Origin of the sequence: Leucothrix pacifica (assembly GCF_003172875.1) — a bacterium.
GTDB lineage: Bacteria > Pseudomonadota > Gammaproteobacteria > Thiotrichales > Thiotrichaceae > Leucothrix > Leucothrix pacifica.
The window spans coordinates 41793-67059 of sequence record NZ_QGKM01000046.1 but is presented as its reverse complement, the minus strand read 5'-3'; the positions used below and the strand labels follow the sequence as shown (position 1 = coordinate 67059).

Below are 25267 nucleotides of genomic sequence, written 5' to 3'. Positions count from 1 at the left end.
TTAGTCCTTGTTTAAATCCAGTAAGAGGCCGACCGCAGAGAGTAACTCCGTTTGGCTTTCTTTGGTTGCGCTTCCGTTATCCGACAGGGTTTGTTGGCTACAGCAGATAAACTGCAAACTGCCTTTGAGTAACGTTTCAAACTCGCTAAACCACGGTTGTGCTCGTATTTGTTGCAGGTAGTCGTGGCTGACAATGTAATAAACCGGACGCTGGTATGAGGCATTTTTTATCGCTACAGCTCGGTCTTTTACTTCCCTTATCAGCTGATCCACATCCTTAGGCACTTGGGTGGAGCGGAGCAAGTCTTGATGAATATCACCCAACAAACTGTGTGCAACTGCATCTACATTCACCGCGTCAAACATCATCATATTGTTGTAATCATAGTCAGCCACTCCACCACTGGGAACCACCCCGCCGGTACCTTTTGGGTCATGCGCAAAGCTTGGGCTACTCATTTCACCACGGGACAACAACTCTTTCGACACCACGACTTCAACAAAGGAAGCATGATCCAACTGATAACCACTGCCAGTGACACAGTGCGCTGCCTGACGACGCAGTTCCAGCTCCTGATTAAACCACCAAACCGGGTCGATGGTGTTCAATAGCAAACAACCACACAGCTGCTGGATATCCTTAAACACACGTCGCCAGTCTGCGCTGTCTTTACCTAATGTTTCTCTAATCTGCCTTGCAGCATTGGTTAAGTCACCTAGCGTTCTCGCCGCTTCGCCGGAGTCACTCAGTAAACGCTTGGCAAACTCAACATTATCTAAACTACCCGCACGTCTTAGCGGACGAGACACTTTCATCAGCTCGGCTTTAATCACAGGGTGGTCTTCTAACAGGAATCCAATCTCCTCAGCGATTAGATTGTGATGATGTGCCGTGGTTTTCTCACACTCCGTTGCTGCGTGCTGAGCATAGTCTTCGACGACCTTCTGGATTAACACTGTCACATCGTAGGCGGCATCGCTATCTCGTAGCGTATTCAGATACGGAAAAACGATGGCTTCCCATGCATCACGAATCATTGCCAGCATCTCGGCGCTAGTCAGAGTGCGGCCACCGGTTCGACCGGAGGTGCGCAGCAAAGTCGCCAGTACGTCCTGCACTTTCCGCGGGTCTTGCTCGTCCTCTAAAGGCTGAGTATTCCAATAACTTTCAATCGCGGTGTAATCATAAACACTGATCATTTGCTCTGACAGACACACCGGCAGAACCACTTTGCGCGCTGCTTCTTCATGTTGATGAACAGCGATCAACTCAAACAAGGTATAAGCGGACTTAAAATAATCCTCTGAGATAAACACAAACACACAGCGCGCCGCGATCAACTCTTCCATGAACGCAGTGACGCTATCGCCAATTTCCGTTACGGACTTATCAAACACCAAGTCCAACGTTTGATCCGCTTCAATCGCCTGAATCAGCGCTTCTTTGCCGGCAATTTCAGGGGCTAAGTTATGCCGATAAGACAAAAATGCTTTAGGCTTCATCAGGCAACGACTTTGTAGCAGAACACCAGCAATGCCAATAAACCGAGGTACACCGGCCACGTCGCAAATGAGGTCAGGCTTTTCAGCCAGTAACCCGCTTCAGAGCCTTTGGGGTGCATTTTGAAGAGATTGCTTTGTTTAAATGTGCCGCTACGAATGGCTTTGGCGGAGTCATTAAAGCCTTCACGAAAGCGGTTTTCCAGCATGAGGTAATAACTGTCCAGAAAATAAAAAATACCAATCGGGAACAAGGCCAACAGCACCAAGGCTTCTTTTTGGGCACTCACGATTTGGTCACTGACGATAAACCCGAGCATTGCACTAATCAGCGGAATGCCCCACTTCTTACACGACGCACTATTACTCGCCATACGGGTGATAATGCCTTGGTACATATCCATGTGTTTCAGCACTGCCCCGTTGTCAGGCGCTAAGCCTACAGAAACGCTATCTGATCTTGCTGTCTGAGTTTCCGCCATTTTTCGCAACCTGTCTGTTGTTAATTATGGCTTATTAATAGCAAATTTAGCTGATTTTAGACAGGTCAAATTGGCACTCGAAGCAACCACGACAAGCTGCCCCGCATTTGCAGAATTCATAACGTTCATTACCTGCTTACTTCATAATAAGGCGTCTGGAGCGCAAATACGGCAAATCACTCGTTGAGTCCTCATACAAAAACTTATAACCCGATTTATTCAGCGATTCAGCCAGTATCTTCAATACCAGCTGGTTGCCGCGTTGTATTTTCCAGAGTTCTTCAGCAGTCTTCATGTATCATTTCAGATAAATAGGTTTGATAGAGTGAGCTTGAGGAAGTATACGGCCAAGTCGGCCAATCCGCACCGCCTGAATGCACCATTGAACCTGCCAAACCACTCATTGCCGGCAGGTTTTCAAACTTAATCCACACCCGAAATTTGCCCGGCTTGTGGGTGAGTTCTGCCGTTTTTATGATGGAAATGACAGACAACTTGGCGATATCTATCGTCTTCTGGCGTCCCGCTACGCTGCCACCATTAACGGTATTAAGCGCCACCAGATCAAGCGTGAACGAGTAATCATAAACACCATTCTCGTGATATCGGTCGAAGTTTAGTTCAGGCGCGATAGTCGTTGATTCATTGGCCAGTAAATTGATATTGACATAACGGCCAGGCCCGACCATCGACTGCTGATAGGTTCTGGTTTCAGCAAATACGCCATGTACGATACTGGCTAATGGAATGCCGAAAATCGCCTCCATCGTTTGACGGTTCAGGCAAGTGTAATCGCTCTGAAGCTGCTTGTAGGGGATGTAGAAACCAGCGTATGCGCCGGTGGTAGCATGACTGGGCACGCTGCTGCCCAACAGGCTGGCGAGTAAAAGCATGTGAGGAAAACGGAATTTCATTGATTCACTCCTAACTAAAAAGAACCGCTAAAAACCGTCATGAAGCCTTCACGTTCACGGCGGAATAAGTGTTTAGTGACTGCTTAAAGTATAGGACAAATTTTCCCGCTTCCCTCACTCATTCAAATACAACTCCACCATGCCGTAGGTTGCATACTCGACCAGTAATTCGTCCTTGTCTTTACTCAAAATAATGCCAATCGGCGGGTTGTCATCTTCAATATTTTCCTCAGCCGCGAAGTACCCCATGTACATATTCATTTGGCCAATATCCTGATGCTTCACATCATTGATTTTTAAGTCAATCAGCACGAAGCAACGCAGAATACGGTGATAGAAAACGAGGTCAACTTTGTAATGAGTATTGTTTAGCGTGATTCGGTATTGGCGACCAACAAAAGTAAACCCCTTCCCTAGCTCTAACAGGAAATGCTCTAAGTGTTCACACAAAGCGCTTTCTAAATCTCGTTCGCTGTAAGCTTCGCGCTCGGGTAGATTTAAAAACTCAAATACATAGCTGTCTCTTTGTATGTCATTCGGCTTTTCCACTAAGGTGTTTTGTTGTGCTAAAGCCATGACTTCTTCTTTATTTTTACTGGCCGCTAACCGCAAGAACAACCCTGTGTCTTTTTGGCGCTTCAGCTCTCTGACGCTCCAATTCGCCCCAATCGCTTGGTTGAGATAAAAAGCACGTTCGGTGTCATTATCTATCTTCAAAAGCTCTACATGATGCGACCAACTCAATTGGTGCGACACTGTCGCACCATTTCGATTAGCCAGATAAAACTGACGGAATCGCTTGAGGTTTGACAAGCTAAACCCTCTGCCATGCTTGAGTTTGAGGTCTTTACTGAGATTACTCAGTAACTGCTTGCCGTACTCAGCATTCGCTTGCCCTTGTTGTTCAAATTCAACAATGTGCTGGCCAATCTGCCAATAGGTTGTCACCAACCCCGCATTAATCGCAGAAACCGTTTTTGCTTGTCCCTGACTAAACGTGTCGGAGATTGCGGTTAATAAACCGTTGTATTTCTGCCCTAGTGATTTACTCATTGACCAACGCTCCAAATATCCAACTCATCATCTAATTCAGCCGGATCGTAGTTTACAACGGGGATACCCAATCGACTAACATGCTCGGTAAATATAGAATACCTTCACCAGTCATATCACAATTTCACAGGAACAGTAGCTCTCTTGGGAAACTTCACCAAATTCATCGCCACCGCATTCCCCAACAACACCAGCACCAAGCCCAAGCTATTCATTACGCCCCACGTATAATCCTCAAACACCGACGACAACGCCAAAGCAATGACGGGAAACACCACCGTGGCATACGCTGCCTGATTCGCGCCAATACGATTCACCAACGACAGATAAGCCGTAAATCCAATAATCGAGGCGAAAACGGACAGGTAAACAAGGCTAAACCCATACAGCGGTCGGTCATCCCACGTCACAGGCGTTTGGGTCACAAAGATAATCAGGAGCAAGACGGCGGTGCCATAACTCATGCCATAGGCGGTGCTGGTGAGCGGGTTAATGTCATGTTTCTTGTGGCGCACGGTGATCATATTCCCCAGTGAAAAACCGAATGTGCCCAATGCTGCCAAGCCTATTCCTAGTAGTAACTCATGCGATGCTTCGGTTTGCATTAACTCTTGCCAGAACAGCAAGGTCAGCCCGCTAATGCCCAACACTCCTGCCCCATACACGGACTTGCTTGGCGTGACACCCCAGAAGAGTTTGTTGTTAATCGCGTTGTAGAAAATGGCCGCGGAGAACACGATAGAAACCAGTCCACTCGCCATGTATTTTGAGGAGTGGTAAAAGCAAATAAAGTTGAATGAAAACATGCAGCAGCCTTGCAGGAAGAACCACAGGTGATCGGCGCGGCGTGCTTTTTGTAAACGCCCTGTCAGGTATAAAAACGGCAGCAAAAGTAAACTCGCCAAGGCAAAGCGATAGAATATGGAGATCAAGCTATCCACGGGGCCGCTTTGGAAAGTGATGGCAAGCCAGGAGGTTCCCCAGACGAGTACCGTAACGATGTATAAAAAGGCGGTCATTTCGATTCCAGTGTTGAATGAGTGACTACTGTAGCGACTAACTCACTGCAACTTAGAACCAATTCTTGCGCTTTTTAACACCTCACCTCGTCGAAGTATTGTTGTGCCTGAAAAATTAGATTACTTTCAAAGTATGAGATTACTAAGTCAGCCAATCAACATCAGAGCTATTACAAACTGCAGCGCTCGTCAGCACTTCGTGGATCGGGATGGTTCAGCATGACTAAGCGATTACTCTCTACGCCGATGCTTGAGTCTAAAGCGGAGTGTCTGGACTACATTGATATTCAAAACGATGTGTCACTGGCGGTCTGGCAAAATGAAGCTGATCGAGTCATTACTTATAACAAGCATTTGCACACGCTGAGCCTATATATCGAAGGTGGACATGACACCTATCGCACGGATATGAAGGACTGTTTGGGCGGCCCAAATAAGTTGTGTTTCTTTCCGGCTGATCACACCTCAGACTGGGTGGTGGGGCAACCGCTGCGTTTAGTACATTTTTACTTTACCGACACGCATTTGAATTATCTTGGTCTGACGGCGTTGGATATTGACCCTCGCTCTCTACATTTGCCGGATCTGACGTTTGAGTCAGATCCTCAGCTGACGGCGGGTTTGCAGTTTTTACTGGCGAATATTAATCCGACGGATATGAGTAATCGTTTGCTCCTGCAAGATGTGCAACAGCATTTGATTCTGCATTTACTGGCGCAATACCGAGAGTTTAAAGCTGAGGCAATTCGGGGTGGTTTGTCGCCTAAAGTTAAGTCACGTGTGATTGATTATATGCAGGCGAATATTGATCAGGATATTAAGCTGGAACAGTTGGCGGGTGAGGCTTGCATGAGTACTTATCACTTTTCGCATATGTTTAAGCAAAGTATGGGCTTGTCGCCGTATCAGTTTTTGTTGAAGCAGCGGATGGAATTAGCGGCGGTTGAGTTGCGAAATCAGGTACCGATTGGGCAGGTGGGTGAGCATTGTGGTTATGGGACTGCTAGTCATTTTGCGCGGGCGTTTCGGAAGGAGTTTAGGGTGACACCTAGAGTTTATCAGCGGGCGTATTCTTAGTATCAACAGCACTAATTGTGTTTTTCCCACATTTCTTTTTTATTAGGTGGGGTTATGTCTGGCCCTTGTTTCTTGGGTAAGTGTTTCTCAATTATGAAGATGATAACCAAACCTATCAGCGTATTAATCAATGGGAACCACCGTAACTTATGGCTCAATATGAAATAGTCCATTGCATATTGGCTGAGTAGAAGCGCCAAAAATATTGCTAAATATTTCAACATACCAATCCTTCTTAAACAAACATAAATAATGAGTCGAAAAATAAAAACCAACAAAATGTCTTAATTTTAATGGTAGCATAATCAGATCTATTCGTTAAACAAGCAGAGCGTTTTGATATGGAAAAAGAACCCTTAAAAGTGACTCCCCTAAAAGAGAAGGTGATCCGTACTGTTAAGCTTTTAATTTACCTGTTTTTTTCTAGTTTTAAAAAAGCACCAAGCAAATCTTGATTCCTGAGCTACCTTTTCATAAGTTCACCCCACGAACACGCACTGACAACTATACCGATAGCCCCTCTACTGCGTTATTTTCAATAATTACCAATTTTTGGTATTGTTAGCTACATATCCATCTAGGAGATACTTTCATGAAAAATACTTCTATTTCATTGAATGAACACTTTCAGGAGTTCATTAGCAACCAAGTTAGCTCAGGTAATTACGCCTCGGTCAGTGAGGTAGTTCGCACGGCCTTACGTATGCTGGAAGAGCATGAAATGAAAGTACAGCGCTTGAGAGATGAGATTCAAAAAGGTCTGGATAGTGGCACCATTACTGGCGAACAACACCACGAGCGTTTTGCTAAGAAACGTGCGGAGGCACTGGAAGCCAGAGGAATCTCATAAGCATCATGTTGAAATATCATTTCACGCGAGCAGCTGATGACGATTTAGAGAACATATGGTTTTATGGCTTAGACACTTGGGGCGTTGAGCAAGCGGACCGCTATTACCAGCAAATAATCAACATGGTTGAACACCTCAGCGAAAACCCACAGCATGGTAAATCGGAAGCGATCATTGTCGAAAACTTGCGAAGCTATCCGAGTGGTTCTCACCGGATCTATTATACTCCTGAGGAAAGTGGCTATATTACGATTGTTCGGGTGCTACATCAGTCGATGGATACAGAGCGTCATATTGAAAATTAAACTAGATAAAGCACGCACACCATGAAGCCAGAAACCGACGAACAACCCCGCCCCCTACGCACCGGCTTAACCACCGGCAGTTGTGCCACGGCCTGCACAGTCGCCGCAGCACGCTATTTATTGGCAGGCGAGCAATTGGACTCCGTTGAAATCACCCTCCCCAAAGGCAAGCTGGTTTCCATGCCAATCACCAGACTCGAATGCGATGCCGACAGCGCGACCGCTTCAACCATTAAAGACGGCGGTGATGATCCTGACGCCACACATGGCGCACGGGTGTATGTTCAACTCAAATTACTGGATAGAGAAACTGCCTTACAACTCGCTCAGGCAGATCTACCCACTGGCAAAGTCGCTGGCAGTCGCGGAAAAAAAACATCAAAAAGCCTCCCAGATGCATTAGCTCAAACAGTGAATGATTCAGCGCTACCACTAACTGAACACGAGCAAGCAACGTTACCAACCACAAAGCCTGCTCCTGTTGTTTTCAAGGCGGGTGAAGGCGTCGGCACCGCCACTCGCGCCGGCATCGTTATCCCTGTTGGTCAGCCCGCGATTAACCCTGTGCCACGCAAAATGATCCGCGAGCATTTGCGTGAATTGGCTGAGCTTTTTAACTATGACGGTGGTTTTGAAGTCACCGTGGGCGTGGAAGGTGGCGAGAAAATCGCCCTCAAAACCATGAACGGGCGCTTAGGCATTATCGGTGGTATTTCCATTTTAGGCACCACCGGCATCGTGCGCCCGTTTTCCTGTGCGGCTTACATCGCCTCCATTCATCAAGGCATTGACGTCACCCGCGCCAATGGCCTCGGGCATATTGCGGCGTGTACCGGTAATAGCTCCGAAACCTTTATTGCTACACACTACCAATTGCCTGAAATGGCACTGATTGAAATGGGTGATTTTGTTGGTGCGGTGCTGAAATATGTACGGCATCATCCGGTGGAGCGACTCAGCATTTGTGGAGGGTTTGGCAAGTTAAGCAAGCTGGCCATGGGACATTTGGATTTACACAGCCGGGTGTCATCAATTGACTTTGACTACCTCGCCAACAGCGCCAAAACTGCCGGTGCGGATGAGTCATTACAACAGCAAATACGCGAGGCCAATACCAGCATCGAAGCTTTAAACCTGTGCCAGTCGCAGGGTGTGGATTTGGCCAGTGTGATCTGCGCGAATGCTCTCGAAGTTGCCAAGAAAACAGTGAAGCAGGACTTCCCTATCGAGGTTTGGGCAGTCAATAGAGCCGGCGAAAGGGTTGGACTAGCGCAGGATAAAGCCACACAAAGTCTGCTATAGCTCGATTAGGCAATCCCTTCTTTTCTCTCAATATGCTAGCATTCACAGCATTAAGGTAATGCGCTTCTTATGCGTACCCCACCCCATACATTTCAGAGGTTATCATGAACGAACAAATCAGCTGGACCGTTTACCTTTCCGGCGAAATCCACACCGACTGGCGCGAGCAAATTGAGCAAGGCGCAAAAGAGCTTGGCTTACCGGTGAGCTTTACGTCTGCAGTAACTAATCACGAAGCCAGCGATGCCGCGGGTGATTTGCTTATGGAGAATGACAATGCATTCTGGCGCGATCATCAATCTTCAAAAGTGAATGCCATCCGCACTAAAAATCTGATCGAGATGTGCGATATCGCGGTGGTGCGTTTTGGTGATAAATACAAGCAGTGGAATGCTGCGTTTGATGCAGGCCAACTAGCCGCTTTGGGCAAGCCTTACATCACCCTGCACGATGAGGACATTATTCACCCGTTAAAGGAGGTGGATAGTGCTGCGATGGCATGGGCGAAGACGCCTGCTCAGGTGGTGGAGATTCTAAAGTACGTCACCACCGCTTAATCATGATCGGTAACGCTGGATCCATTAATCTGGGGAGAGATAACGATGGAGCGATTTACAGTCTCATTGGAAGATGAGTTAGCGGAAGAATTCGAGTCGTTTATCGCCCGAAAAGGGTATAAAAACCGCTCCGAGGCGATTCGCGATTTGATTCGTGGAAAGCTCAATCAGGAACGTGTAGAAACCGAGCCAGATAGTGAAAGTGTGGGTTGTCTGAGCTATGTGTATGACCATCACGAGCGGGATTTGGCGCGCCGCCTGACGGATAGGCACCACGGGCATCATGACATTAGTTTGTCCACTCTGCATGTACACCTAAATCATGATCGGTGTCTGGAGAGTGTTGTACTGAAAGGCAAAACGCCTGATATACAGGCGTTTGCAGATGGCGTGATCAGTCAACCGGGAGTGTTACATGGTCGACTGTTTATGGTGCCGATGAAAGAAGAGTGATCTGCCGATTAACCGACAGACTCACTCGACTTTCCAGAGGTTTTGTCTGGCGTGAATTAGATAGCGCCGGTTAGAAAACCAACACCTGCCAGCGCGATTAAACCACCGCCTGCACGTACCACATATTTGCCCCAAGAGAAGCGACCCAGCTCACCAAACGCGATACCAGCCAAGTGCAGCAGACCCGTTGAGATCACAAAACCAACGCTATATGCCAGTGGATTTGCAGCTGATGGTAGCTCCGCACCGTGTGCGTAACCGTGAAAAATAGCGAACGCACCAACGATGATTGATGCAACCCATAGCGGTGCTTTAACAGCCAAGGCAATCAACAGACCCAGCACGATAGATGAAACGGCAATACCTGGCTCAATCATTGGAACCGGTACACCCAGCAGACCTAAAACGCCACCGCCTGCCATGACTAATGGGAATACAACAGGCAAAATCCACATCGCCGGACGACCTAAAAAGAAGCCCCATAAACCAACGGCAAACATTGCTGTGACGTGATCTAAACCACCGATTGGGTGAGTGAAACCACTCAGGAAACCACCGGCAATACCTGTGCCATCGTGCGCAACGGCTACAGAGGTCAAACTCAGAATAAATAGTCCAAGACTAACTGCCATGAGGCGTTTCAATCCATGCATTTTATAGCTCCTAATATTTAAAATAATACGAATAATTAATTCTTCATACTTTAGGGTAGAGTATTGCATCATTAGAGGCTTTGCAATGGCTGGAACAACATTATTTTAGCAGTACAGAGAATGGCGTAACTGATAATGAACATACTTCTCATTTTAAAAAATTTAAAGCGCCTCATGCTTAATTTACGGTAAGCTTTTACGTACTACATCACTCAGATTTATCATGAAAATTTTACTCCTCGGCGGCACACACGAAGCCAAAGCCATTGCACGCGCCCTGCACGAGCAAGGCGTGACGGTTATCTACAGCCTCGCAGGCATTGTGCGACAGCCTGATTTGCCGTGTGAAGTGGTCAGTGGTGGCTTTTCCAAGCGTGGCGGGCTGGCTCAGTTTGTGCGCGAACAAGGCATCACCGATATTATCAATGCGACCCACCCCTTTGCACAGACCATGACGCAAACTGCCGAGCGCGTTTCACAACAAACCGGTACGCATTATTGGCGATTTCGACGCGCTGATTGGCTGCCAACACCTGATGATCACTGGCAATCCTTCGCAGATTGGGGGCAATTATTACGCCAGCTGCGCCCGTATTCATCGGTGTTTTTAACGCAGGGGCAATTGACCGAATCCATGCTGGCTGCGCTGATTATGCATCGTCAGGAAAACCAGCGTTTTCTGCATCGTACAGCGGTTATTCCGCAGCACTTAGTGCCGGACTGGGTTGACTGGACTCAGGGTATCGGGCCGTTCGCGTTAGATGATGAAATCGCGTTGCTGGAATCGCACCGAATTGAAGTACTTGTTAGCAAACACAGTGGTGGTAACTTGCCTGCTAAGCTGCTCGCTGTCAGACAATTGCAAATTCCGGTGCTGTTGCTGGAGAGACCACCGGCGGCTGTGCTAGGCAGTACATTCGATAGTATTTCTGAGCTAGTTGGGTCTGTGTTGCAGCAAGGTTGAGCTTTTTTCTGACAACTCACCCGTAAATTTAGTGGAATGATTTGTTATCCAAATAACCCCATACACCTCAATCTCACTGATAGTGCTAACCACGCATTACGTTATAATCAACGCCCACCTCCCTGAATGAGCACGACATGCCTTTTGACTACATTATTTCTCCGCAGAGCATCGAACAAGAAAGCTTCCGGCAGATCCGAGAGCTGACTAATCTTGATGGACTGAGCCGTGAACAACAGCAAGTGGTCATGCGGATTGTGCATAGCGTCGGCATTCCTGAAGTGGCTGAGCAAGTGCGTTTTAGTGCCAATGCTTGTGAAAGTGGTTTGGCGGCACTGGCAGCGAATGCGCCGATTTTGTGTGATGTGGAGATGGTGAAACAAGGCGTGACCAAGCGCATGATTGCGCAACCACCGCTGTGCTATCTCAATGATCCCAGAACGGTTGCGCGCGCTAAAGACAGTGGCGAGACGCGATCCATGGCCGCCCTGCACTATTGGCAGGAGAAACTGACGGGTAGCGTGGTGATTATTGGTAATGCGCCGACGGCGCTGTTTCGTTTGTTGGAAATGATTGAGCAAGGTGCGCCAAAACCGGCATTAATTATTGGGATGCCCGTGGGGTTTGTGGGCGCGGCGGAGTCTAAACAGGCGCTTTGGGATGTGCATGAGCAACTAGGAATTGAGTGTATTACGCTGCTGGGGCGAATGGGTGGCAGTGCGGTGTCGGCTGCGACTTGCAATGCTTTGCTGCGGTGTTTGAAGGGCGAGTGGTATTAATTGTTGTGGATAATGAGATTAGCCAATTATCGAACAGGTCTAGTGATTCCGAGGCTAACCAGCCGTTGATTCATGTGGTTGGTTTGGGTGTAACGGAGACGGAACAGCTCTCGGATGAGGCGCGTGCAGCTCTATTGAGTGCAGAGTTAGTGATTGGCTCTGAGCGACAGTTGGAAATTGTTAAGCCGTTATTGGAGGCGGCAAAGTCGCAGCAACCACAAGCATCCCAAGCATCCCAAGCATCCCAAGCATCCCAAGCATCCCAAGCATCCCAAGCATCCCAAGCATCCCAAGCATCCCAAGCATCCCAAGCATTGAATCAGCGGATGGAGGTTTTGCCAAAGCTTAATCAGCTCAAAGCGATGATTGATGAATCGGGTGCGGAGCAAGTGGTGATACTCGCTTCAGGAGATCCGCTCTATTACGGTATTGGTCGTTGGCTGTCTAAGCAATTTACCTCGGAGAAATTGCGATTTTATCCGGCGGTATCCAGCATTCAAGCGGCTTGCCACGCGATTGGTTTATCACTGCAAGATGCCAAGGTGATTAGCCTTCACGGGCGGCCGGTTTTGACACTGCGTCGTCATCTGGCACAGCAACAGTATTTGGTGATTTTGACCGATCAGCACAGTACACCGCAGACATTGGCGGCGCTCTGTGATGAGGCTGGTTTTGGTGAATCACGACTGTGGGTTTGTGAGCGGTTGGGGTATCAGGATCAGCTGGTGCGTGAGTTTACGGCTTCGGAGTTAAGTGCATGCAACGCATCATGTGTCGACTCCAAATTTCAAGCATCAAACCACTCAAGCGATGAGAGTGGCGATGGCGACTCCGCTGAATCCGCTGAATCCGCTGAATCCGCTGAAATGAAATCAGAATTAACACGCCAAGCCAAGCAAACTTTGAGCTTTGACCCGCTCCAAGTCACCATTATCAAAGTTATCGGCCAATCAAAATATTTACCTAGTTTCCCCGGCATCCCCGACCAACATTTCATTACCGATAGCGAAGCCGGTCGCGGCCTAATCACCAAGCGCGAAGTGCGGCTGGCAATCCTCTCATTACTGCAACCAGCACCCGGCGATATCGGCTGGGACATTGGTGCAGGCTGTGGTGGCGTTGCCGTGGAATGGGCACTGTGGAATCCATTAGGAACGGTTCATGCCATCGAACACCACGCTATACGCTTCGATTGTTTGCAGCAGAATCAACAACGATTTGGTGTGGTCGATAATCTCAAGCCGGTCAATGGACGTGCGCCAGAAGTGCTCTCGGACTTGCCCGCAGCAAATAAAATATTCATTGGCGGTAGTGATGGTGAATTGCCAAATCTGCTGGAATCGCTATGGGAGGACTTGCCGCTAAATGGCGTGATCGTCGCCAGTGCAGTCATGGAAACTAGCCGAGTGCAGCTCATCCAATTTGCACAGAGCATGTCTGACCGCACGCCCAATCGGTGCGATGTAGAAACACTGCAAGTCGCCATCAGTAAAGGCGGTCAGCTTGCGGGGCAATTACTCTACCGCCCTAGCCTGACAGTCACGCTATTCAAATTCACCAAAACAGTGGTAAACACATCATGACACAACAATCCCGTGGCATATTTTACGGCGTCGGTGTCGGCCCCGGTGATCCGGAGTTAATGACGCTCAAGGCGCACCGCCTGATCCATGAAGCAGATGTGATTAGCTATATCGGTATCGACGGTGGCCGCTCACAAGCGCGACAAATCGCGTCGCAAAGCATTGAGTCAGCACCTAAAGCACCGGCTGAAATTGCTGTGCCGATGCCGATGTCAAAAGACCGCACCTTGGCCAATGAAGCGTATGACGCTGCTGCCGTAGAGATTCGCGATGCTTTGGATAAGGGGCAAAATGTGGTGTTTCTCTGTGAAGGTGATCCGTTATTTTTTGGCTCGTTTGCGTACTTACTGGATCGGCTCGAAGACGATTACACCTGTCAGGTCGTGCCGGGAATTTCCTCTGTACACTCCTCATCAGCGGCATTATTAAAGCCATTAACGCTGCTCAAAGAATCATTTGCCGTGATTAGTGGCCGCCATAGTGATGCGCATATTCGCGACACGCTATTGAATCACGACACCGTGGTAATTATGAAAGCTGGCAGTTCCCGCCCGCGTTTATTGGATATTCTGGAAGAAACCAAGCGCACTGCCGATGCACATTATCTGGAATATATTAGTCGTGAGCAGGAAAAAATTGTGCGTGATGTGACGACACTGGAACACACTAAAGGGCCATATTTTTCAGTATTTGTGGTGATTCGTGAACAGCGGGATCGTGGCTAATATGGTTCGGATTATTTCCCTGACTGACGCAGGTAAAATCTTAGGCGAGCGCCTTCACGCAGCAATCGACGACAGCGAACACTGGCACAAACCAAAGCCTTTTTCCGCCAGTGTGCAGGATGCTTTTTGCTTGGGTGAACGCCTCATTTTGATCTGCGCTACCGGTATCGCCGTGCGCACACTCGCGCCAGTGCTGCAAGACAAACACAGCGACCCCGCCGTGTTGGTGTTGGATGAATTGGGGCAATTTGTGATTCCTCTACTCTCCGGACATGAAGGTGGTGCTAATGACTGGGCGGCTGAGGTGGCTGATATTCTGGGAGCGCGGTTGGTAATGACCACAGCCAAGCCTTATTTAAAACCGGTTTATAGCGTGGGTATGGGCTGTGAGAGAGGTTGTCCGGCAGATCATCTCGCAGAATTATTATCCAATTGTCTGGCGCAAGCAGGTTTGGAAATGGCGCAGATTCAGGACATCAACAGTATCGATATTAAGGCTGATGAAGCGGGCTTGATTACACTGTCACAACACCTTGATAAGCCGTTTAATACTTACGATGCTGCAGCGCTGAATACAGTTGATGAGCTTCTGAGTACACGCTCGGATTATGTGTTTAGCGTGGTTGGGGTGAATGGTGTGGCGGAATCTGCAGCGCTATATGCTGCACAGCAGATCACGGGTGAGACAGCCGAATTAGTGCTGGTTAAGCAGAAAACAGCGCGGGCGACTTGTGCGATTGCACGGAGTTATCCGGCATCGCCTCATGCTTGATGAGCTAAGCCTTAACTCGCTCAATCATTACCTGTCAATTTGCATGCAGCATTTGCGCTTTGAAGCACGCTAAACTTCAGACGATACTATCTTGTCCTTAAGTGAGTCAGTGCTTTGTCGTCCTGCTCTAAAAAATCACCGCTTCGTCAGCACCACGCCAGTCTCAACATGGTGCGTATAAGGAAACTGGTCGAAGAAAGCCAATTTCTCTATTTTAAACTCAGCCTCAAGTGCCTTTAAGTTGTTTACCAGCGTCTCAGGGTTACACGAAATATACACAATTCGTGAGTACCGGCTGATTAGTTCAAGCGTGCCATCATCAAGCCCTGAACGTGGCGGATCAACCAATACTGTATTGATGTCATAGTCATCCAGCTCCACACCTTTCAAGCGGCGAAATGCCCGTACACCATTAAGTGCATCCGTAAAGTCCTCACTCGACATGCGCACAAATTCGATATTGTTAATGTCATTTTTATCGCAGTTAAACAGCGCGCTATTGATTGAAGTTTTACTAATTTCTGTAGCGAGTACTTTATTAAACCGACGGGACAGCGGTAATGTGAAATTCCCGTTGCCGCAGTAAAGCTCCAGTAAATCATCGTTGTTTTGGCCGGCTTGTTCACAGGCCCAGTTGAGCATTCCCTGATTGATGTAGGCATTGGGTTGAGTGAAGCTGCCTTCTTTTTGCTGGTAGTAGAAGGTTTCGTTTTGCACTTCCAAAGCCTCCAACACCCAGTCATCATGGGTACAAATCTTTTGCTTGCGGGCACGTCCGATAATTTTGATATCGAGCTGTGAAGCAAGTTGTTGTGCTTTCTCTAGCCATTCATCGGTAAACTTTTTGTGATACAGCAAGGTGACTAACATGTCGCCATGTAGCGTGTTTAAAAAGTCTATTTGAAAGAGTCGGCGACTGAGTTGGTCAGAACCATGCATCGCCTCTCTCAAACGTGGCATTAGGGCTTGGATCGCAGCACTGGCAATCGGGAATTCTGTGACTTTGTAAGGCGTATGGCTGGTGCCTTTTTCAAACATGCCGTAGTTCCACTCGTCGCCCTCATGCCAGACTTTAAATTCAGCACGCATGCGAAAACCACTGTTGGGTGATGCGTGAATTTCTGGCTCTGGAATGGCTAAGTCACCAAACAACGAACGTGTTTCGACAGTTTTTTGCTGCCACAGGGATTCATATTGCTCGGGCTGAAAGTTGTTTGAGTGCATAGATGGTGTCGTACGTTAGGCGGTTTGGTTAGAGGTGGGCAATCTATCAAAAATGTGAGGGGTTCGTTAGATTTTTCTGATTGATTTTTTCGGTAGCAGGCTTTTTTAGGAACACAAGCATCACCGTATCAGAGTAAGGTGACATACAAAGGGCAAAGGCATACCTACTTCCGGATCACTAAATGCAAGAATGTAATTCAGACGACTCCCTAAGCTCAAAGTCAGCTTGATCAAATACAACTCCTTCTGTCACATCTCTTTGCTCGAGAAAATTCAAAACTTGTTTGCCACAGTAAATAAAAGCCATATCGTATAGCTCCCTCTCTGAGATTGGCAAGATTCCTTTCATGGAATCATACTTTTCAAGTAGTGCAACGAGTGAGGCATCACTAGAATACAATGACAAAAAATCTATATCTCGTTCCAAATCAAACTCAGATAAACACATGTCATCCAAGTATTTGAAATTCTTGAAAATGATATGCAATGTTTCCAGATCATTTAAAGCGACATCGGAACAATCTAAATTGCCAATTCTTGATTTAAGATGAACAACAATATTAATAGCATCACTATCAAAAAATGGCTCTATTTCATGACCAAACTTGGCCATGTAAGCCGCGTTGGTCTGTAAATCGAGATCATCCCTTTTCTGGTTTTTAATCGACATTTCAGAGGAAATTTTTTCCAGAAGCACAGATAAGTCGTCATTTGGCTCAGCTTGGCAAGCAGCAGAAACCAATAAAACCATACTTAGAAGCCATCTAAAGAATTGTACGCTCATATCTCACCAGCAACAGGTAACCAAAAACATGTCGATATACTATCTACCTTTCATAGCAAACACTAAAAACCAGACGTGACCAGACGTGACCAACCATGAGATAACCCGTGAAAAAGGAGTGTTGTTAGTACTCAAACTTTATGAGGCCCAAACCAAGCCCGAATCCGAGACTGCAAAACCTCCCAAACCGCCGGCGCACCACGCGTCACTTTAACCCCAACCCGCGATTCCAACTGCTCCGGCGTAACATTGAACTCTGGCCATGTACCACCATTGGTTTCCAGATTAGAAATTACCGGCTGCACGCGATCAATAGATTTGGCAAAAATCGCATCATCCGATTCAGCCGCTTCAAACTCATCCCAAATCGCACGGAATTCATCACGTTGATCATCCGGCAGTAGACCAAACAAACGATCTGCCGCTACTTGCTCTTTGGCTTCCTGCTCGGCAACATCATGTTTTGCATGTACCGGCACATCGCCCGCATCGATTTCCACAATGTCATGAATCAGCAGCATCTTGATCACGCGCGAGATATTAATCGGGCGGTTACTGTGCTCTGCTAACGTCATGGCGTACAAGGCGATGTGCCAGGAGTGTTCACCTGAGTTCTCGCGACGTGAGCCATCACACAATGTTGTCGCGCGTAGTACGGACTTTAGTTTATCGGCTTCGGTGAGAAAGGCTAATTGCTGTTGCAAGCGTTCGTTGCTAGTGGTCATGGTCGGTGCTTCCTGTGGTATGAGCCATGTGTTGTAAGACAAACGGCAAGAAATTATTCTTATTCACACACTCATACTGCCCGTCATAATTATCAACCCACGCCTTAGGAGCATTCGGCTTATTCTTAGACCATTTGAATTCGTAACCCCAAAGTTCGCCGTTGAACTCCTCAATATAGTCCAGCTCAGCCCCGGTATAGGTCCGCCAAAAATAGCTGGAGCAATAGTGCTTGCTGTACTCGTTTCGTTTCAGGCGCTCCATGATCAGAAAATTTTCCCATAATGCGCCAATATCATTTCGACTATTTAACCAAGCAAAATTGTCAATCAGGCTGTTGCGAATACCCAAATCATAAAAGTAAATCTTTGGTTTTTTTGAAATTTCTTTGCGCAAGTTACGACTAAACCCTCGCAACGTAATCAGCACAAACGACTTTTCTAGTAGGTCGATATAATCCGCAACCGTATGACGAGACAAGCCTAACTGCGTGCCTATCTCACTATAGGAAACCTCCGATCCCACCTGAAATGCCAACAGCTTTAGAAGATCACGGAGCTTGTGACTATGGCGAATATTCTCAAGCTCCAGTACATCCCGATATAAATAATCACTGCTAAGATGTCTCAGATACTCAACCTTATCCACTTGCCCTTCCAGCTGGAAAACCTCGGGATAATGACCATAAATGAGGCGTTCTTCCAGCTTCGTTTGTAATTCAAATGGGTTGTGCCTTTCTGCTAACTCCATCCACGATATCGGATACAACCGGTACGTATGGGTTCTTCCTGTCAGCGGCTCTTTGATCTGATTGGCTAAATCGAGCGAAGACGAACCAGTCACAATAATTTTCAGATGTTTGAATTTCTCATGCAGAATTTTTAAATTGATACCAATATTCTTGATACGTTGAGCTTCATCTATAAATATCAGGTCATAACCCTGAACGAGATAACCTAATTTGGTACTGTCTTGGCTGGATAAAACATCATTGTAAATCGCCTCATCCCCATCAACGCGCAGCGTTTTGTAGTCTGTCTTGTCCAGTATATGCTCAACGAGGGTCGTTTTACCGACTTGCCGAGCGCCATAAATAACAACTATTTTTGAGCGCTCATATGATAACTTTTCGATAATTTCATCGGCTAACAATCGCTGAATAAACATGCTCTGCTCCAAGAAAAGTTTTTATGAGTTACACTTATAACGCTAAAAACGGAAATGATATTTCAATTATAACGTTAAAATCGGAATTATAGTAGATTTTCAACCACAAAGCGTCAACACCAAACCACTATAAATTGTACCCTGTATACTTCATATACACAAAACATAAACTTTATCGTTACCCTATCCGCAAACGATTCTTGGGCGACACTCTGACTTCCCGTACAATCGCACCCACATTGAACCCAGACAGACACACCTTATGAGCAAATTATTTGTAGTGGGCACCGGCCCCGGCGACCTTCAGTTATTAGCCCCAAAAGCAGCCAGCGCCATTCAGGTCAGCTCCGACTTGGTAGCCTATGGCCTATACCTCGACTTACTCGGGCAAATCTGTGAGGGAAAAACCCACCACGACCTGCCATTAGGTGAAGAAATCGGCCGCGCGCGTTTGGCATTAGACCTCGCAGCCAGCGGCAAAACGACGGCGCTTATTTCAAGTGGAGACATCGGTATTTACGCCATGGCGACCTTGGTATTCGAACTACTGGATCAACAACTTAGCGGTAAAGAACAGCATCCGGAGTGGTTAGATGTAGAGATTGAAGTGGTTCCCGGCATTAGCGCGATGCAGGCCGGAGCCAGTCGCGTCGGAGCCTTGCTGGGCCATGACTTCTGCACCATCTCATTATCGAATTTGCTAACGCCTTGGGAAACCATTGAAAAGCGTATTCAAAGCGCCGGACAAGGTGATTTTGTGGTGTCGTTCTACAACCCAGTCTCACGCAAGCGCGATTGGCAGTTGAATACGGCACGGGATATTTTATTGGAGTATCGCCCTACTTCGACGCCAGTTTTGATTGGCCGCCAGCTGACGCGTGAGGATGAGGAAATTACCATTATCACACTGGATCAACTGGATGCTAAGGATGTGGATATGTTCACGCTAGTGTCGGTGGGGAATAGCGAATCACGGCATATTGTGAATGGGTCTAAGGAGTGGGTTTATACGCCGCGTGGATATAGTAAGAAGCTTTAATCTTCTCCTGCCTCAGGCAGAACCAGTTGACTAAATTGTCCAATAAGCTGTTGGACAATTTAGTGGTTTAATCCATAGCGAGTATTTCGTCCTAAGCCCGGCAATTTAACCAGCACACCTTTATCAACCAAATCCGTAAGATCCCGCAGAGCAGTTCGCGGCGCACAGTTCGTTTGATTCACGTATTTATTTCTATTAACTGACTTCTGATCACCGTCAGCGCCATTATCGAACAACCCCAACACCACTTGCGTTTGACGCTCATTGAGGACGGCTTGGTGCCGCTTCATAAAACTCGCTTTTTTCAGCGTAAAATCAATGATCCTCTCTGTGATTTTTACTGACTCACAGGTAACTTCGACAAACCATAAAAGCCAACTATTAATATCCATTTCCGCTGACTGTACGAGCTCAAGTTGCTCATAATATTCGTTACGTCTGCCATCAATCGCTGCCGACAAACTATGCAACATTGGATACCGTGCATCCTGAGATAAAGCATGGTCACACAAAGCGCGCGCTATTCGACCATTCCCGTCATCGAATGGGTGAATGGTGACGAACCAAAGATGAGCAATCGCCGCACGTACCGGGCCAATCATGGGTATTTGATCTGCCGATAAATTGATGGGATTAGTTCGGTTATACCAACTGAAAAAGCGCACCATTTCTTCAGAAACTCGCTCCGCTGGTGGCCCTTCAAAATGGACTTTTTGTTTGTGTGGCGGGCCACTAACAACCTCAATTCCCTCCGTGCGCCACTCACCTACTTTAAGAGGCCTACCCCAGGTATCATAAGCTTTTGGGAGCACCATCCGATGCCACTGGAATAAAACCGCTTCGGTAAGATCAGACTCATAATCACGATAGTTCGTCACCATTAATGCAGAAATACCCTGCGCCCGAGGATCCCGAATGTGAATAGTTGGATGGGTTAAGCCAAGGTGATTTTTCAAAGACGAACGAACGTCATCAGGATTTAGTGTTTCGCCTTCAATCGCTGAAGTCGTCACTGCCTCTTTCACCATCAAATCCAGCACAGCATCTACTCGTAAATCTTCAGCTGTTCTTTCCAGATTTAACGATAAACGACCCACTGACTGGGAGTATTGATACAGAGCATCGTTCGGAATATTACTGATACTGTATACAAAGTCGGGCCATTTGGGCTGTTGCCATAAATAGTTCATGGCTCGATTATGGCAGTTATTCGCGCCATAATCATTAACAAAATGACGCGAATAAACCATCTAATCGCGCCACTCCAAAATCTATAGCAAACTGATCATACTTTTGGCAAAGCTAGTTAGCGCAAATAAGCCTCTTTAAAATGCCTCCGACAAAGCGACACATATCGATCATTTCCACCAATCTCAACCTGCGAGCCTTCCTGAATCGCATCACCATTTTCATCAACCCGCACCACCATGGTCGCCTTAGTGCCACAATGACAGATCGTTTTCAGCTCTTCCAACATATCCGCCCACGCCAGCAACCACTGGCTACCAGGAAATAACTGCCCCTGAAAATCCGTGCGAATGCCATAGCACAACACCGGAATACTCAACTGATCACAGACATCAGACAGCTGCCAAACCTGCTCTTTAGTTAAAAACTGCGCCTCATCCACCAACACACAATTAACCGATGAATTAAAATGATGATCCGCCACCACCTCAAACAAATTATCTTCTTGGTGAAACAGCTCAGCCTCTTGTGACAGGCCGATTCTGGAGGTGACTTTGCCTTTGCCGTAGCGATCATCTAGCGCTGCGGTAAGCAGGAACGTATCCATGCCTCGCTCGCGATAGTTGAAGCTAGATTGCAGTAGGGTGGTGGATTTTCCTGCGTTCATGGTGGAGTAGTAGAAGTAGAGCTTAGCCATATTACCTGTCTGCTAATAACGAAAAAGGAGGATCAATTTTCATGACCCTCCCCATATTAATCGACTCTTGGCCATAGAGCTATGCAGGCGTATGAAAACTCAATAGTCGAACTCCATCTGCTCGAAAACCGCCTGAGCATTTCTCCCGGCAATGGTTTCAAAGTTTTCTAAATATTCATACTCCGACTGATCGATCTTAGTCGCATCAACCATCCCACCATCGTTATCCAAAATCTCAGCAACTTTGGCTCTCAAAAACAGGAGGTATTGATAGGTATTGATCGTGGCAGTCTCCAACACCGAAGGGTTACCATGACCGGGGATAATATAATCTGGTTTAAAGCTCGCCATCTTTTCAAACACATCGATCCAGCTCTGAAAATTTCTGGCAGGGCCAATGCCCAACATGCGGTTGTTATAAACGACATCACCCGTGAACATAATACGCGTTGATGGCATCCAAATAATACTATCACCCGCAGTATGCGCGGGGCCAAAGTGGTACAACTCCAAATCGACACCGCCCAGTGACAGCTTCAGCTCAGTATCAAACGTTTGCGTGGCGAAGAACGGCTTAGTGCCTTTTAAACTATCACCCAACAAGGACTCCAGAAAAGCTAGCTGCTCATCCGCTCTGTTTTGGTGATCTGCTTTGGCTTCAAGCGAGGAAATAATGGTAGCGCCGAGCTGCTGGAAGTAGTCATTCCCCAACCAACGATGATCTTGCCCGCCACTATTAATGACGATTTTAATGGACTGCTGAGTGAATGTTTGAATGGCTTCATGGATCTGCTTTGCGCCAAGATAACTCGCACCTGAGTCAATCAGAATCACGCCTTCGTCAGTAACAATGACGCCATGGGTTGAGTTATTGCCAAGATTGTCTGTGGAGCGTTGGCTTAAATCACCAACCAGCGCGTAGACATTGTCATCAACCTTGTGAATCTTCAGCTCGTAGGCCATCGACACACTCGCCAGTAACGAGCACAGTACAAACGCCATTATCCTAAACATAAATCCCTCTCCTGAATTATCTTAAGCAATGCCCAAGAGTATCTGAAACAGGGATTTAGTCATATATCTCCAGCTGACTCACCTCACGCTAGACGGGCTTCCACACCACCGCAACATCATGGATTCGAACGTCAGAACGTCTGGGTTCAATCTGAAATTTCTCGATCTCGACATTACTCACATCAAAATCATCCATCAGATTAGTGATCTTATCTTCTAGCTCATCTTCCAGCTCAATAATATCGTTTTCCACCTTTTGCACACGCTGTTCCGCACGCCCAATATCACCACGCGCCTTAAGCACTCGCGCACCAGCACGACCAACAGAAGCACGGGAAGTCCCAAACAAGGCACCCAGCAATGTCACACCCGCATTCATCATTGAGCTGGTGGTATCCGCTTTTTCCCGCTCAACCGCAATTTGATAACGCATCAATCGGTCGATGAGCACCTTCTCTTTTTTGCGGTAGCTTTCTTGCAGCTTCTCAATCGCCTTCTCTTTTTCATCATTTAAGGCATCCGCCACCCTCACCTCAAAATCTCCTCTGGACTCATAAGGCTGAGACTCCAATTTAGGCTTTTTACAGCGGAATAGCTCAAGTTCATGCTCGTGATATAGCCAGTCCGACAGTGACTTGGTGGTCGACTTCAGAGATTTGTCTTCATTTAAGAACTCTGGCGTTTCCGCATATAACGCCCCTTCCGGCGCACGTCTCGGCAAGCGATCAAAGCCTTTGACAGTTTCATCATCCGTGCTGGCAGCGTCCCAATCAACACTGCGATCAGAGGCATCCAGCTCCAAGCTTAAGTGGTAGTTTTCTTCCTCATTAATGCCGCGACTTTGGTTGAAAAAGCCCACGGAACAGTCCGCCACAATCATCGGCACATATTGTTTTGATGGTGATAGGTTCGGCAGATAGAACTGCGGGATGCTGTCATGAAGATCGGTAAAGGTTTCAAAACCCTCCGCCTTAGCCACTTTTTGCACTGGCGCTGCCGCTTCCAATCCCTCAGCCGTCTGCACTTTTTTCGCTTTCGCGGCGTCCATTAGCACCGATATTTCATCGCGCCTTAATGGGCCTTTCAGATAACTCATCACCCAGCGCGTGCTGAATAAACGGATATCATCCAAATGCGCACTTTTCAGGAAGAAGGTGCGTTTTTTCATATTCGACAGCAGGCTACGAATTTCACTTTTATCGTAGCTAGAGCCAACTTGACCACCTAAACCATCAATTACGCGATCCACGTCCTGAGTGGTTTGCAAGCGACCGATAAACCACGTCCCCATATTCGACAGGCCTTTATAGTCCAGATCGACCGGGTTTTGCGTACTCAAAATCACGCCCACACCATAAGCACGCGCCTGTTTAAGCAGCAGCATCATCGGCTCTTTGCTGGGTGGGTTTTTAGTCGGTGGGAAGAAGCCGTAAATCTCGTCCATATACAGCAAAGTCTTGAGCGCCGAGGTACCACTTTGTCTGCGCATCCAAGCCACAAACTTATTCAGTAGCAAAGTAACGAAGAACATACGCTCGTCATCACTTAAATGTGAGATTGAGAAGATCGCGACCTTGGCTTTACCGTTGTCATCGTAAAGCAGCTTTTGGATATCTAAATTGTCACCTTCCAGCCAAGATTTGAATGTTGGCGAGGCGATAATTGAATTGAATTTGGTAGCGAATTTAAAGCGATCCGCTTGCGTGTAGAACAAGTCCAGCGGTAACACACCGATTTTCTTAAATGGCGGTGCAATAATGCGCCCGATTAAGTCTTCCAAGGTGATGTCATCACCCGCGATCCACGCATTGGTAATGATCTGCGCCAACAAGATGTATTCTTTTGATTCAACAGGGTCTGCGTCAACGCCGATCAGCGATAGCAAGCTGCTGACGGTGGAGTTGATGTACGAGGAAAAGGAGTCGCTGTCTTCCAGCACTTCAGCAGGAGGCGTATCGAGTGAGCTTAGGATATTGACGCTGACACCGGCGCTGCTGCCGGGTGTGTAAATCGTCTTTTCCATCGCGGCAAATTTCGCCACGCGAGCGCTGTCTTGATGGTGGCTTTCGATGCCTTTTTGCCACATCGCTGCGGTTTTTTCCGCGTACTCCGCCACATCTTGTTCTTTGTTTTTGGCTTCGTCTGCAATCCAAGGCTCGAATGACTTCGGAGAAAACTCAGGGTCTGCGAGCAATAAGTTACCCATATCGCCTTTTGGATCGATCACGATCGAGGGGATATTGTCGATCACCGCCTCCTCGATAATGCCGATCCCCAGACCGGTTTTACCACTGCCCGTCATACCGATAATGGTGGCGTGCGTGGTGAAGTTTTTGTTTTTTAGCAGAGTCAGGGCGTCACTGGCTTCTTGCGTTGTTTTATCAACGTCTTTACCTAAGTAAAACAAGCCAAGTTTTTCGTATATCTCTACCATTTTTGTTCC

At 47.3% G+C, this 25267-nt stretch carries 27 protein-coding genes; 12 read left to right on the top strand and 15 right to left on the bottom strand.

Annotated features, from left to right (window positions below):
• The 6 genes from DKW60_RS15300 to DKW60_RS15280 form a co-directional block, all read right to left on the bottom strand.
• Entirely contained in the window at window positions 1-1503 is a 1503-nt protein-coding gene (locus DKW60_RS15300; RefSeq protein WP_109838530.1) for a toll/interleukin-1 receptor domain-containing protein, read from the bottom strand.
• Entirely contained in the window at window positions 1503-1982 is a 480-nt protein-coding gene (locus DKW60_RS15295) for a hypothetical protein (RefSeq protein WP_109838529.1), read from the bottom strand. Before DKW60_RS15295 ends, DKW60_RS15300 begins: the two co-directional genes overlap by 1 nt.
• A gap of 136 nt (window positions 1983-2118) precedes the next feature.
• Entirely contained in the window at window positions 2119-2277 is a 159-nt protein-coding gene (locus tag DKW60_RS23720; RefSeq protein ID WP_181389727.1) for a hypothetical protein, read from the bottom strand.
• On the bottom strand, window positions 2264-2896 hold the full coding sequence (locus DKW60_RS15290) for a hypothetical protein (protein ID WP_109838528.1): 633 nt from the start codon (window positions 2894-2896) through the stop codon (window positions 2264-2266). The genes DKW60_RS23720 and DKW60_RS15290 overlap by 14 nt, the downstream gene beginning before the upstream one ends.
• Before the next feature lie 114 nt (window positions 2897-3010).
• A complete protein-coding gene (locus tag DKW60_RS15285) occupies window positions 3011-3949 on the bottom strand; it encodes a PDDEXK nuclease domain-containing protein (RefSeq protein WP_109838527.1) in 939 nt (312 codons plus the stop codon).
• Between the two features lie 116 nt (window positions 3950-4065).
• Window positions 4066-4968 carry a DMT family transporter gene (locus DKW60_RS15280; RefSeq protein ID WP_109838526.1) on the bottom strand — a complete coding sequence of 301 codons (903 nt, stop codon included), beginning with the start codon at window positions 4966-4968 and terminating at the stop codon, window positions 4066-4068.
• A gap of 219 nt (window positions 4969-5187) precedes the next feature.
• Between DKW60_RS15280 and DKW60_RS15275 the strand changes: the two genes are divergently transcribed.
• The 6 genes from DKW60_RS15275 (at window position 5188) to nikR (ending at window position 9512) form a co-directional block, all read left to right on the top strand.
• Window positions 5188-6045, top strand: a complete 858-nt coding sequence (locus tag DKW60_RS15275) for a helix-turn-helix domain-containing protein (protein WP_109838525.1) — start codon at window positions 5188-5190, stop codon at window positions 6043-6045.
• 592 nt (window positions 6046-6637) lie between these two features.
• Window positions 6638-6895, top strand: a complete 258-nt coding sequence (locus DKW60_RS15265) for a type II toxin-antitoxin system ParD family antitoxin (RefSeq protein WP_109838523.1) — start codon at window positions 6638-6640, stop codon at window positions 6893-6895.
• Window positions 6896-6900: 5 nt separating this feature from the next.
• A complete protein-coding gene (locus tag DKW60_RS15260; RefSeq protein ID WP_109838522.1) occupies window positions 6901-7200 on the top strand; it encodes a type II toxin-antitoxin system RelE/ParE family toxin in 300 nt (99 codons plus the stop codon).
• 21 nt (window positions 7201-7221) lie between these two features.
• Window positions 7222-8502, top strand: coding sequence for a cobalt-precorrin-5B (C(1))-methyltransferase (locus DKW60_RS15255; RefSeq protein ID WP_109838521.1), 1281 nt, complete (start codon window positions 7222-7224; stop codon window positions 8500-8502).
• Window positions 8503-8606: 104 nt separating this feature from the next.
• Window positions 8607-9059, top strand: coding sequence for a YtoQ family protein (locus DKW60_RS15250; RefSeq protein ID WP_245929719.1), 453 nt, complete (start codon window positions 8607-8609; stop codon window positions 9057-9059).
• A 45-nt stretch (window positions 9060-9104) separates the two neighbouring features.
• Window positions 9105-9512 (top strand): nickel-responsive transcriptional regulator NikR, encoded by a 408-nt coding sequence (gene nikR / locus DKW60_RS15245; protein ID WP_109838520.1) that lies wholly within the window; start codon window positions 9105-9107, stop codon window positions 9510-9512.
• Window positions 9513-9568: 56 nt separating this feature from the next.
• Here nikR and DKW60_RS15240 read toward each other — a convergent pair whose 3' ends face one another.
• Complete coding sequence (locus DKW60_RS15240; RefSeq protein WP_109838519.1) at window positions 9569-10165, bottom strand: HupE/UreJ family protein; 597 nt, start codon at window positions 10163-10165, stop codon at window positions 9569-9571.
• Window positions 10166-10388: 223 nt separating this feature from the next.
• On the opposite strand from DKW60_RS15240, the gene DKW60_RS15235 reads away from it, so the two are divergent.
• From DKW60_RS15235 to DKW60_RS15210, 5 genes are all read left to right on the top strand, one after another.
• Window positions 10389-11129 carry a precorrin-6A/cobalt-precorrin-6A reductase gene (locus tag DKW60_RS15235; protein WP_109838518.1) on the top strand — a complete coding sequence of 247 codons (741 nt, stop codon included), beginning with the start codon at window positions 10389-10391 and terminating at the stop codon, window positions 11127-11129.
• A 137-nt stretch (window positions 11130-11266) separates the two neighbouring features.
• Entirely contained in the window at window positions 11267-11908 is a 642-nt protein-coding gene (locus DKW60_RS15230) for a precorrin-8X methylmutase (protein ID WP_109838517.1), read from the top strand.
• Complete coding sequence (gene cbiE / locus DKW60_RS24075) at window positions 11866-13491, top strand: precorrin-6y C5,15-methyltransferase (decarboxylating) subunit CbiE (RefSeq protein WP_219988780.1); 1626 nt, start codon at window positions 11866-11868, stop codon at window positions 13489-13491. Before DKW60_RS15230 ends, cbiE begins: the two co-directional genes overlap by 43 nt.
• Complete coding sequence (gene cobI / locus DKW60_RS15215; RefSeq protein ID WP_109838516.1) at window positions 13488-14216, top strand: precorrin-2 C(20)-methyltransferase; 729 nt, start codon at window positions 13488-13490, stop codon at window positions 14214-14216. Before cbiE ends, cobI begins: the two co-directional genes overlap by 4 nt.
• Before the next feature lies 1 nt (window position 14217).
• Entirely contained in the window at window positions 14218-14988 is a 771-nt protein-coding gene (locus tag DKW60_RS15210) for a cobalt-precorrin 5A hydrolase (protein WP_109838515.1), read from the top strand.
• 135 nt (window positions 14989-15123) lie between these two features.
• Here the strand turns inward: DKW60_RS15210 and trmA are convergent, their stop codons facing one another.
• The 4 genes from trmA to DKW60_RS15190 form a co-directional block, all read right to left on the bottom strand.
• Window positions 15124-16212: a tRNA (uridine(54)-C5)-methyltransferase TrmA gene (gene trmA / locus DKW60_RS15205; protein WP_109838514.1), complete on the bottom strand. Its 1089-nt coding sequence runs from the start codon at window positions 16210-16212 to the stop codon at window positions 15124-15126.
• A gap of 178 nt (window positions 16213-16390) precedes the next feature.
• Window positions 16391-16996 carry a hypothetical protein gene (locus DKW60_RS15200; RefSeq protein WP_181389726.1) on the bottom strand — a complete coding sequence of 202 codons (606 nt, stop codon included), beginning with the start codon at window positions 16994-16996 and terminating at the stop codon, window positions 16391-16393.
• Window positions 16997-17127: 131 nt separating this feature from the next.
• Window positions 17128-17721, bottom strand: a complete 594-nt coding sequence (locus DKW60_RS15195) for an HD domain-containing protein (RefSeq protein ID WP_109838512.1) — start codon at window positions 17719-17721, stop codon at window positions 17128-17130.
• Window positions 17711-18886: an ATP-binding protein gene (locus DKW60_RS15190; protein ID WP_109838511.1), complete on the bottom strand. Its 1176-nt coding sequence runs from the start codon at window positions 18884-18886 to the stop codon at window positions 17711-17713. Before DKW60_RS15190 ends, DKW60_RS15195 begins: the two co-directional genes overlap by 11 nt.
• A gap of 262 nt (window positions 18887-19148) precedes the next feature.
• Here DKW60_RS15190 and cobJ point away from each other — a divergent pair, with 262 nt between their 5' ends.
• Entirely contained in the window at window positions 19149-19925 is a 777-nt protein-coding gene (cobJ, locus tag DKW60_RS15185) for a precorrin-3B C(17)-methyltransferase (protein WP_109838510.1), read from the top strand.
• Window positions 19926-19984: 59 nt separating this feature from the next.
• Here cobJ and DKW60_RS15180 read toward each other — a convergent pair whose 3' ends face one another.
• The 4 genes from DKW60_RS15180 to DKW60_RS15165 form a co-directional block, all read right to left on the bottom strand.
• Entirely contained in the window at window positions 19985-21175 is a 1191-nt protein-coding gene (locus DKW60_RS15180; RefSeq protein WP_109838509.1) for a Fic family protein, read from the bottom strand.
• A gap of 56 nt (window positions 21176-21231) precedes the next feature.
• Window positions 21232-21810, bottom strand: coding sequence for a thymidine kinase (locus DKW60_RS15175; protein ID WP_109838508.1), 579 nt, complete (start codon window positions 21808-21810; stop codon window positions 21232-21234).
• Between the two features lie 99 nt (window positions 21811-21909).
• Window positions 21910-22824, bottom strand: coding sequence for an MBL fold metallo-hydrolase (locus DKW60_RS15170; protein WP_109838507.1), 915 nt, complete (start codon window positions 22822-22824; stop codon window positions 21910-21912).
• Window positions 22825-22912: 88 nt separating this feature from the next.
• Complete coding sequence (locus DKW60_RS15165; protein ID WP_109838506.1) at window positions 22913-25258, bottom strand: ATP-binding protein; 2346 nt, start codon at window positions 25256-25258, stop codon at window positions 22913-22915.
• Between the last annotated feature and the right edge of the window lie 9 nt (window positions 25259-25267).

Coding starts and splice junctions, on each gene's coding strand:
- DKW60_RS15300 (WP_109838530.1), bottom strand. CDS start 1,503: ATGAAGCCTAAAGCATTTTTGTCTTATCGGCATAACTTAGCCCCTGAA.
- DKW60_RS15295 (WP_109838529.1), bottom strand. CDS start 1,982: ATGGCGGAAACTCAGACAGCAAGATCAGATAGCGTTTCTGTAGGCTTA.
- DKW60_RS23720 (WP_181389727.1), bottom strand. CDS start 2,277: ATGAAGACTGCTGAAGAACTCTGGAAAATACAACGCGGCAACCAGCTG.
- DKW60_RS15290 (WP_109838528.1), bottom strand. CDS start 2,896: ATGAAATTCCGTTTTCCTCACATGCTTTTACTCGCCAGCCTGTTGGGC.
- DKW60_RS15285 (WP_109838527.1), bottom strand. CDS start 3,949: ATGAGTAAATCACTAGGGCAGAAATACAACGGTTTATTAACCGCAATC.
- DKW60_RS15280 (WP_109838526.1), bottom strand. CDS start 4,968: ATGACCGCCTTTTTATACATCGTTACGGTACTCGTCTGGGGAACCTCC.
- DKW60_RS15275 (WP_109838525.1), top strand. CDS start 5,188: ATGACTAAGCGATTACTCTCTACGCCGATGCTTGAGTCTAAAGCGGAG.
- DKW60_RS15265 (WP_109838523.1), top strand. CDS start 6,638: ATGAAAAATACTTCTATTTCATTGAATGAACACTTTCAGGAGTTCATT.
- DKW60_RS15260 (WP_109838522.1), top strand. CDS start 6,901: ATGTTGAAATATCATTTCACGCGAGCAGCTGATGACGATTTAGAGAAC.
- DKW60_RS15255 (WP_109838521.1), top strand. CDS start 7,222: ATGAAGCCAGAAACCGACGAACAACCCCGCCCCCTACGCACCGGCTTA.
- DKW60_RS15250 (WP_245929719.1), top strand. CDS start 8,607: ATGAACGAACAAATCAGCTGGACCGTTTACCTTTCCGGCGAAATCCAC.
- nikR (WP_109838520.1), top strand. CDS start 9,105: ATGGAGCGATTTACAGTCTCATTGGAAGATGAGTTAGCGGAAGAATTC.
- DKW60_RS15240 (WP_109838519.1), bottom strand. CDS start 10,165: ATGCATGGATTGAAACGCCTCATGGCAGTTAGTCTTGGACTATTTATT.
- DKW60_RS15235 (WP_109838518.1), top strand. CDS start 10,389: ATGAAAATTTTACTCCTCGGCGGCACACACGAAGCCAAAGCCATTGCA.
- DKW60_RS15230 (WP_109838517.1), top strand. CDS start 11,267: ATGCCTTTTGACTACATTATTTCTCCGCAGAGCATCGAACAAGAAAGC.
- cobI (WP_109838516.1), top strand. CDS start 13,488: ATGACACAACAATCCCGTGGCATATTTTACGGCGTCGGTGTCGGCCCC.
- DKW60_RS15210 (WP_109838515.1), top strand. CDS start 14,218: ATGGTTCGGATTATTTCCCTGACTGACGCAGGTAAAATCTTAGGCGAG.
- trmA (WP_109838514.1), bottom strand. CDS start 16,212: ATGCACTCAAACAACTTTCAGCCCGAGCAATATGAATCCCTGTGGCAG.
- DKW60_RS15200 (WP_181389726.1), bottom strand. CDS start 16,996: ATGAGCGTACAATTCTTTAGATGGCTTCTAAGTATGGTTTTATTGGTT.
- DKW60_RS15195 (WP_109838512.1), bottom strand. CDS start 17,721: ATGACCACTAGCAACGAACGCTTGCAACAGCAATTAGCCTTTCTCACC.
- DKW60_RS15190 (WP_109838511.1), bottom strand. CDS start 18,886: ATGTTTATTCAGCGATTGTTAGCCGATGAAATTATCGAAAAGTTATCA.
- cobJ (WP_109838510.1), top strand. CDS start 19,149: ATGAGCAAATTATTTGTAGTGGGCACCGGCCCCGGCGACCTTCAGTTA.
- DKW60_RS15180 (WP_109838509.1), bottom strand. CDS start 21,175: ATGGTTTATTCGCGTCATTTTGTTAATGATTATGGCGCGAATAACTGC.
- DKW60_RS15175 (WP_109838508.1), bottom strand. CDS start 21,810: ATGGCTAAGCTCTACTTCTACTACTCCACCATGAACGCAGGAAAATCC.
- DKW60_RS15170 (WP_109838507.1), bottom strand. CDS start 22,824: ATGTTTAGGATAATGGCGTTTGTACTGTGCTCGTTACTGGCGAGTGTG.
- DKW60_RS15165 (WP_109838506.1), bottom strand. CDS start 25,258: ATGGTAGAGATATACGAAAAACTTGGCTTGTTTTACTTAGGTAAAGAC.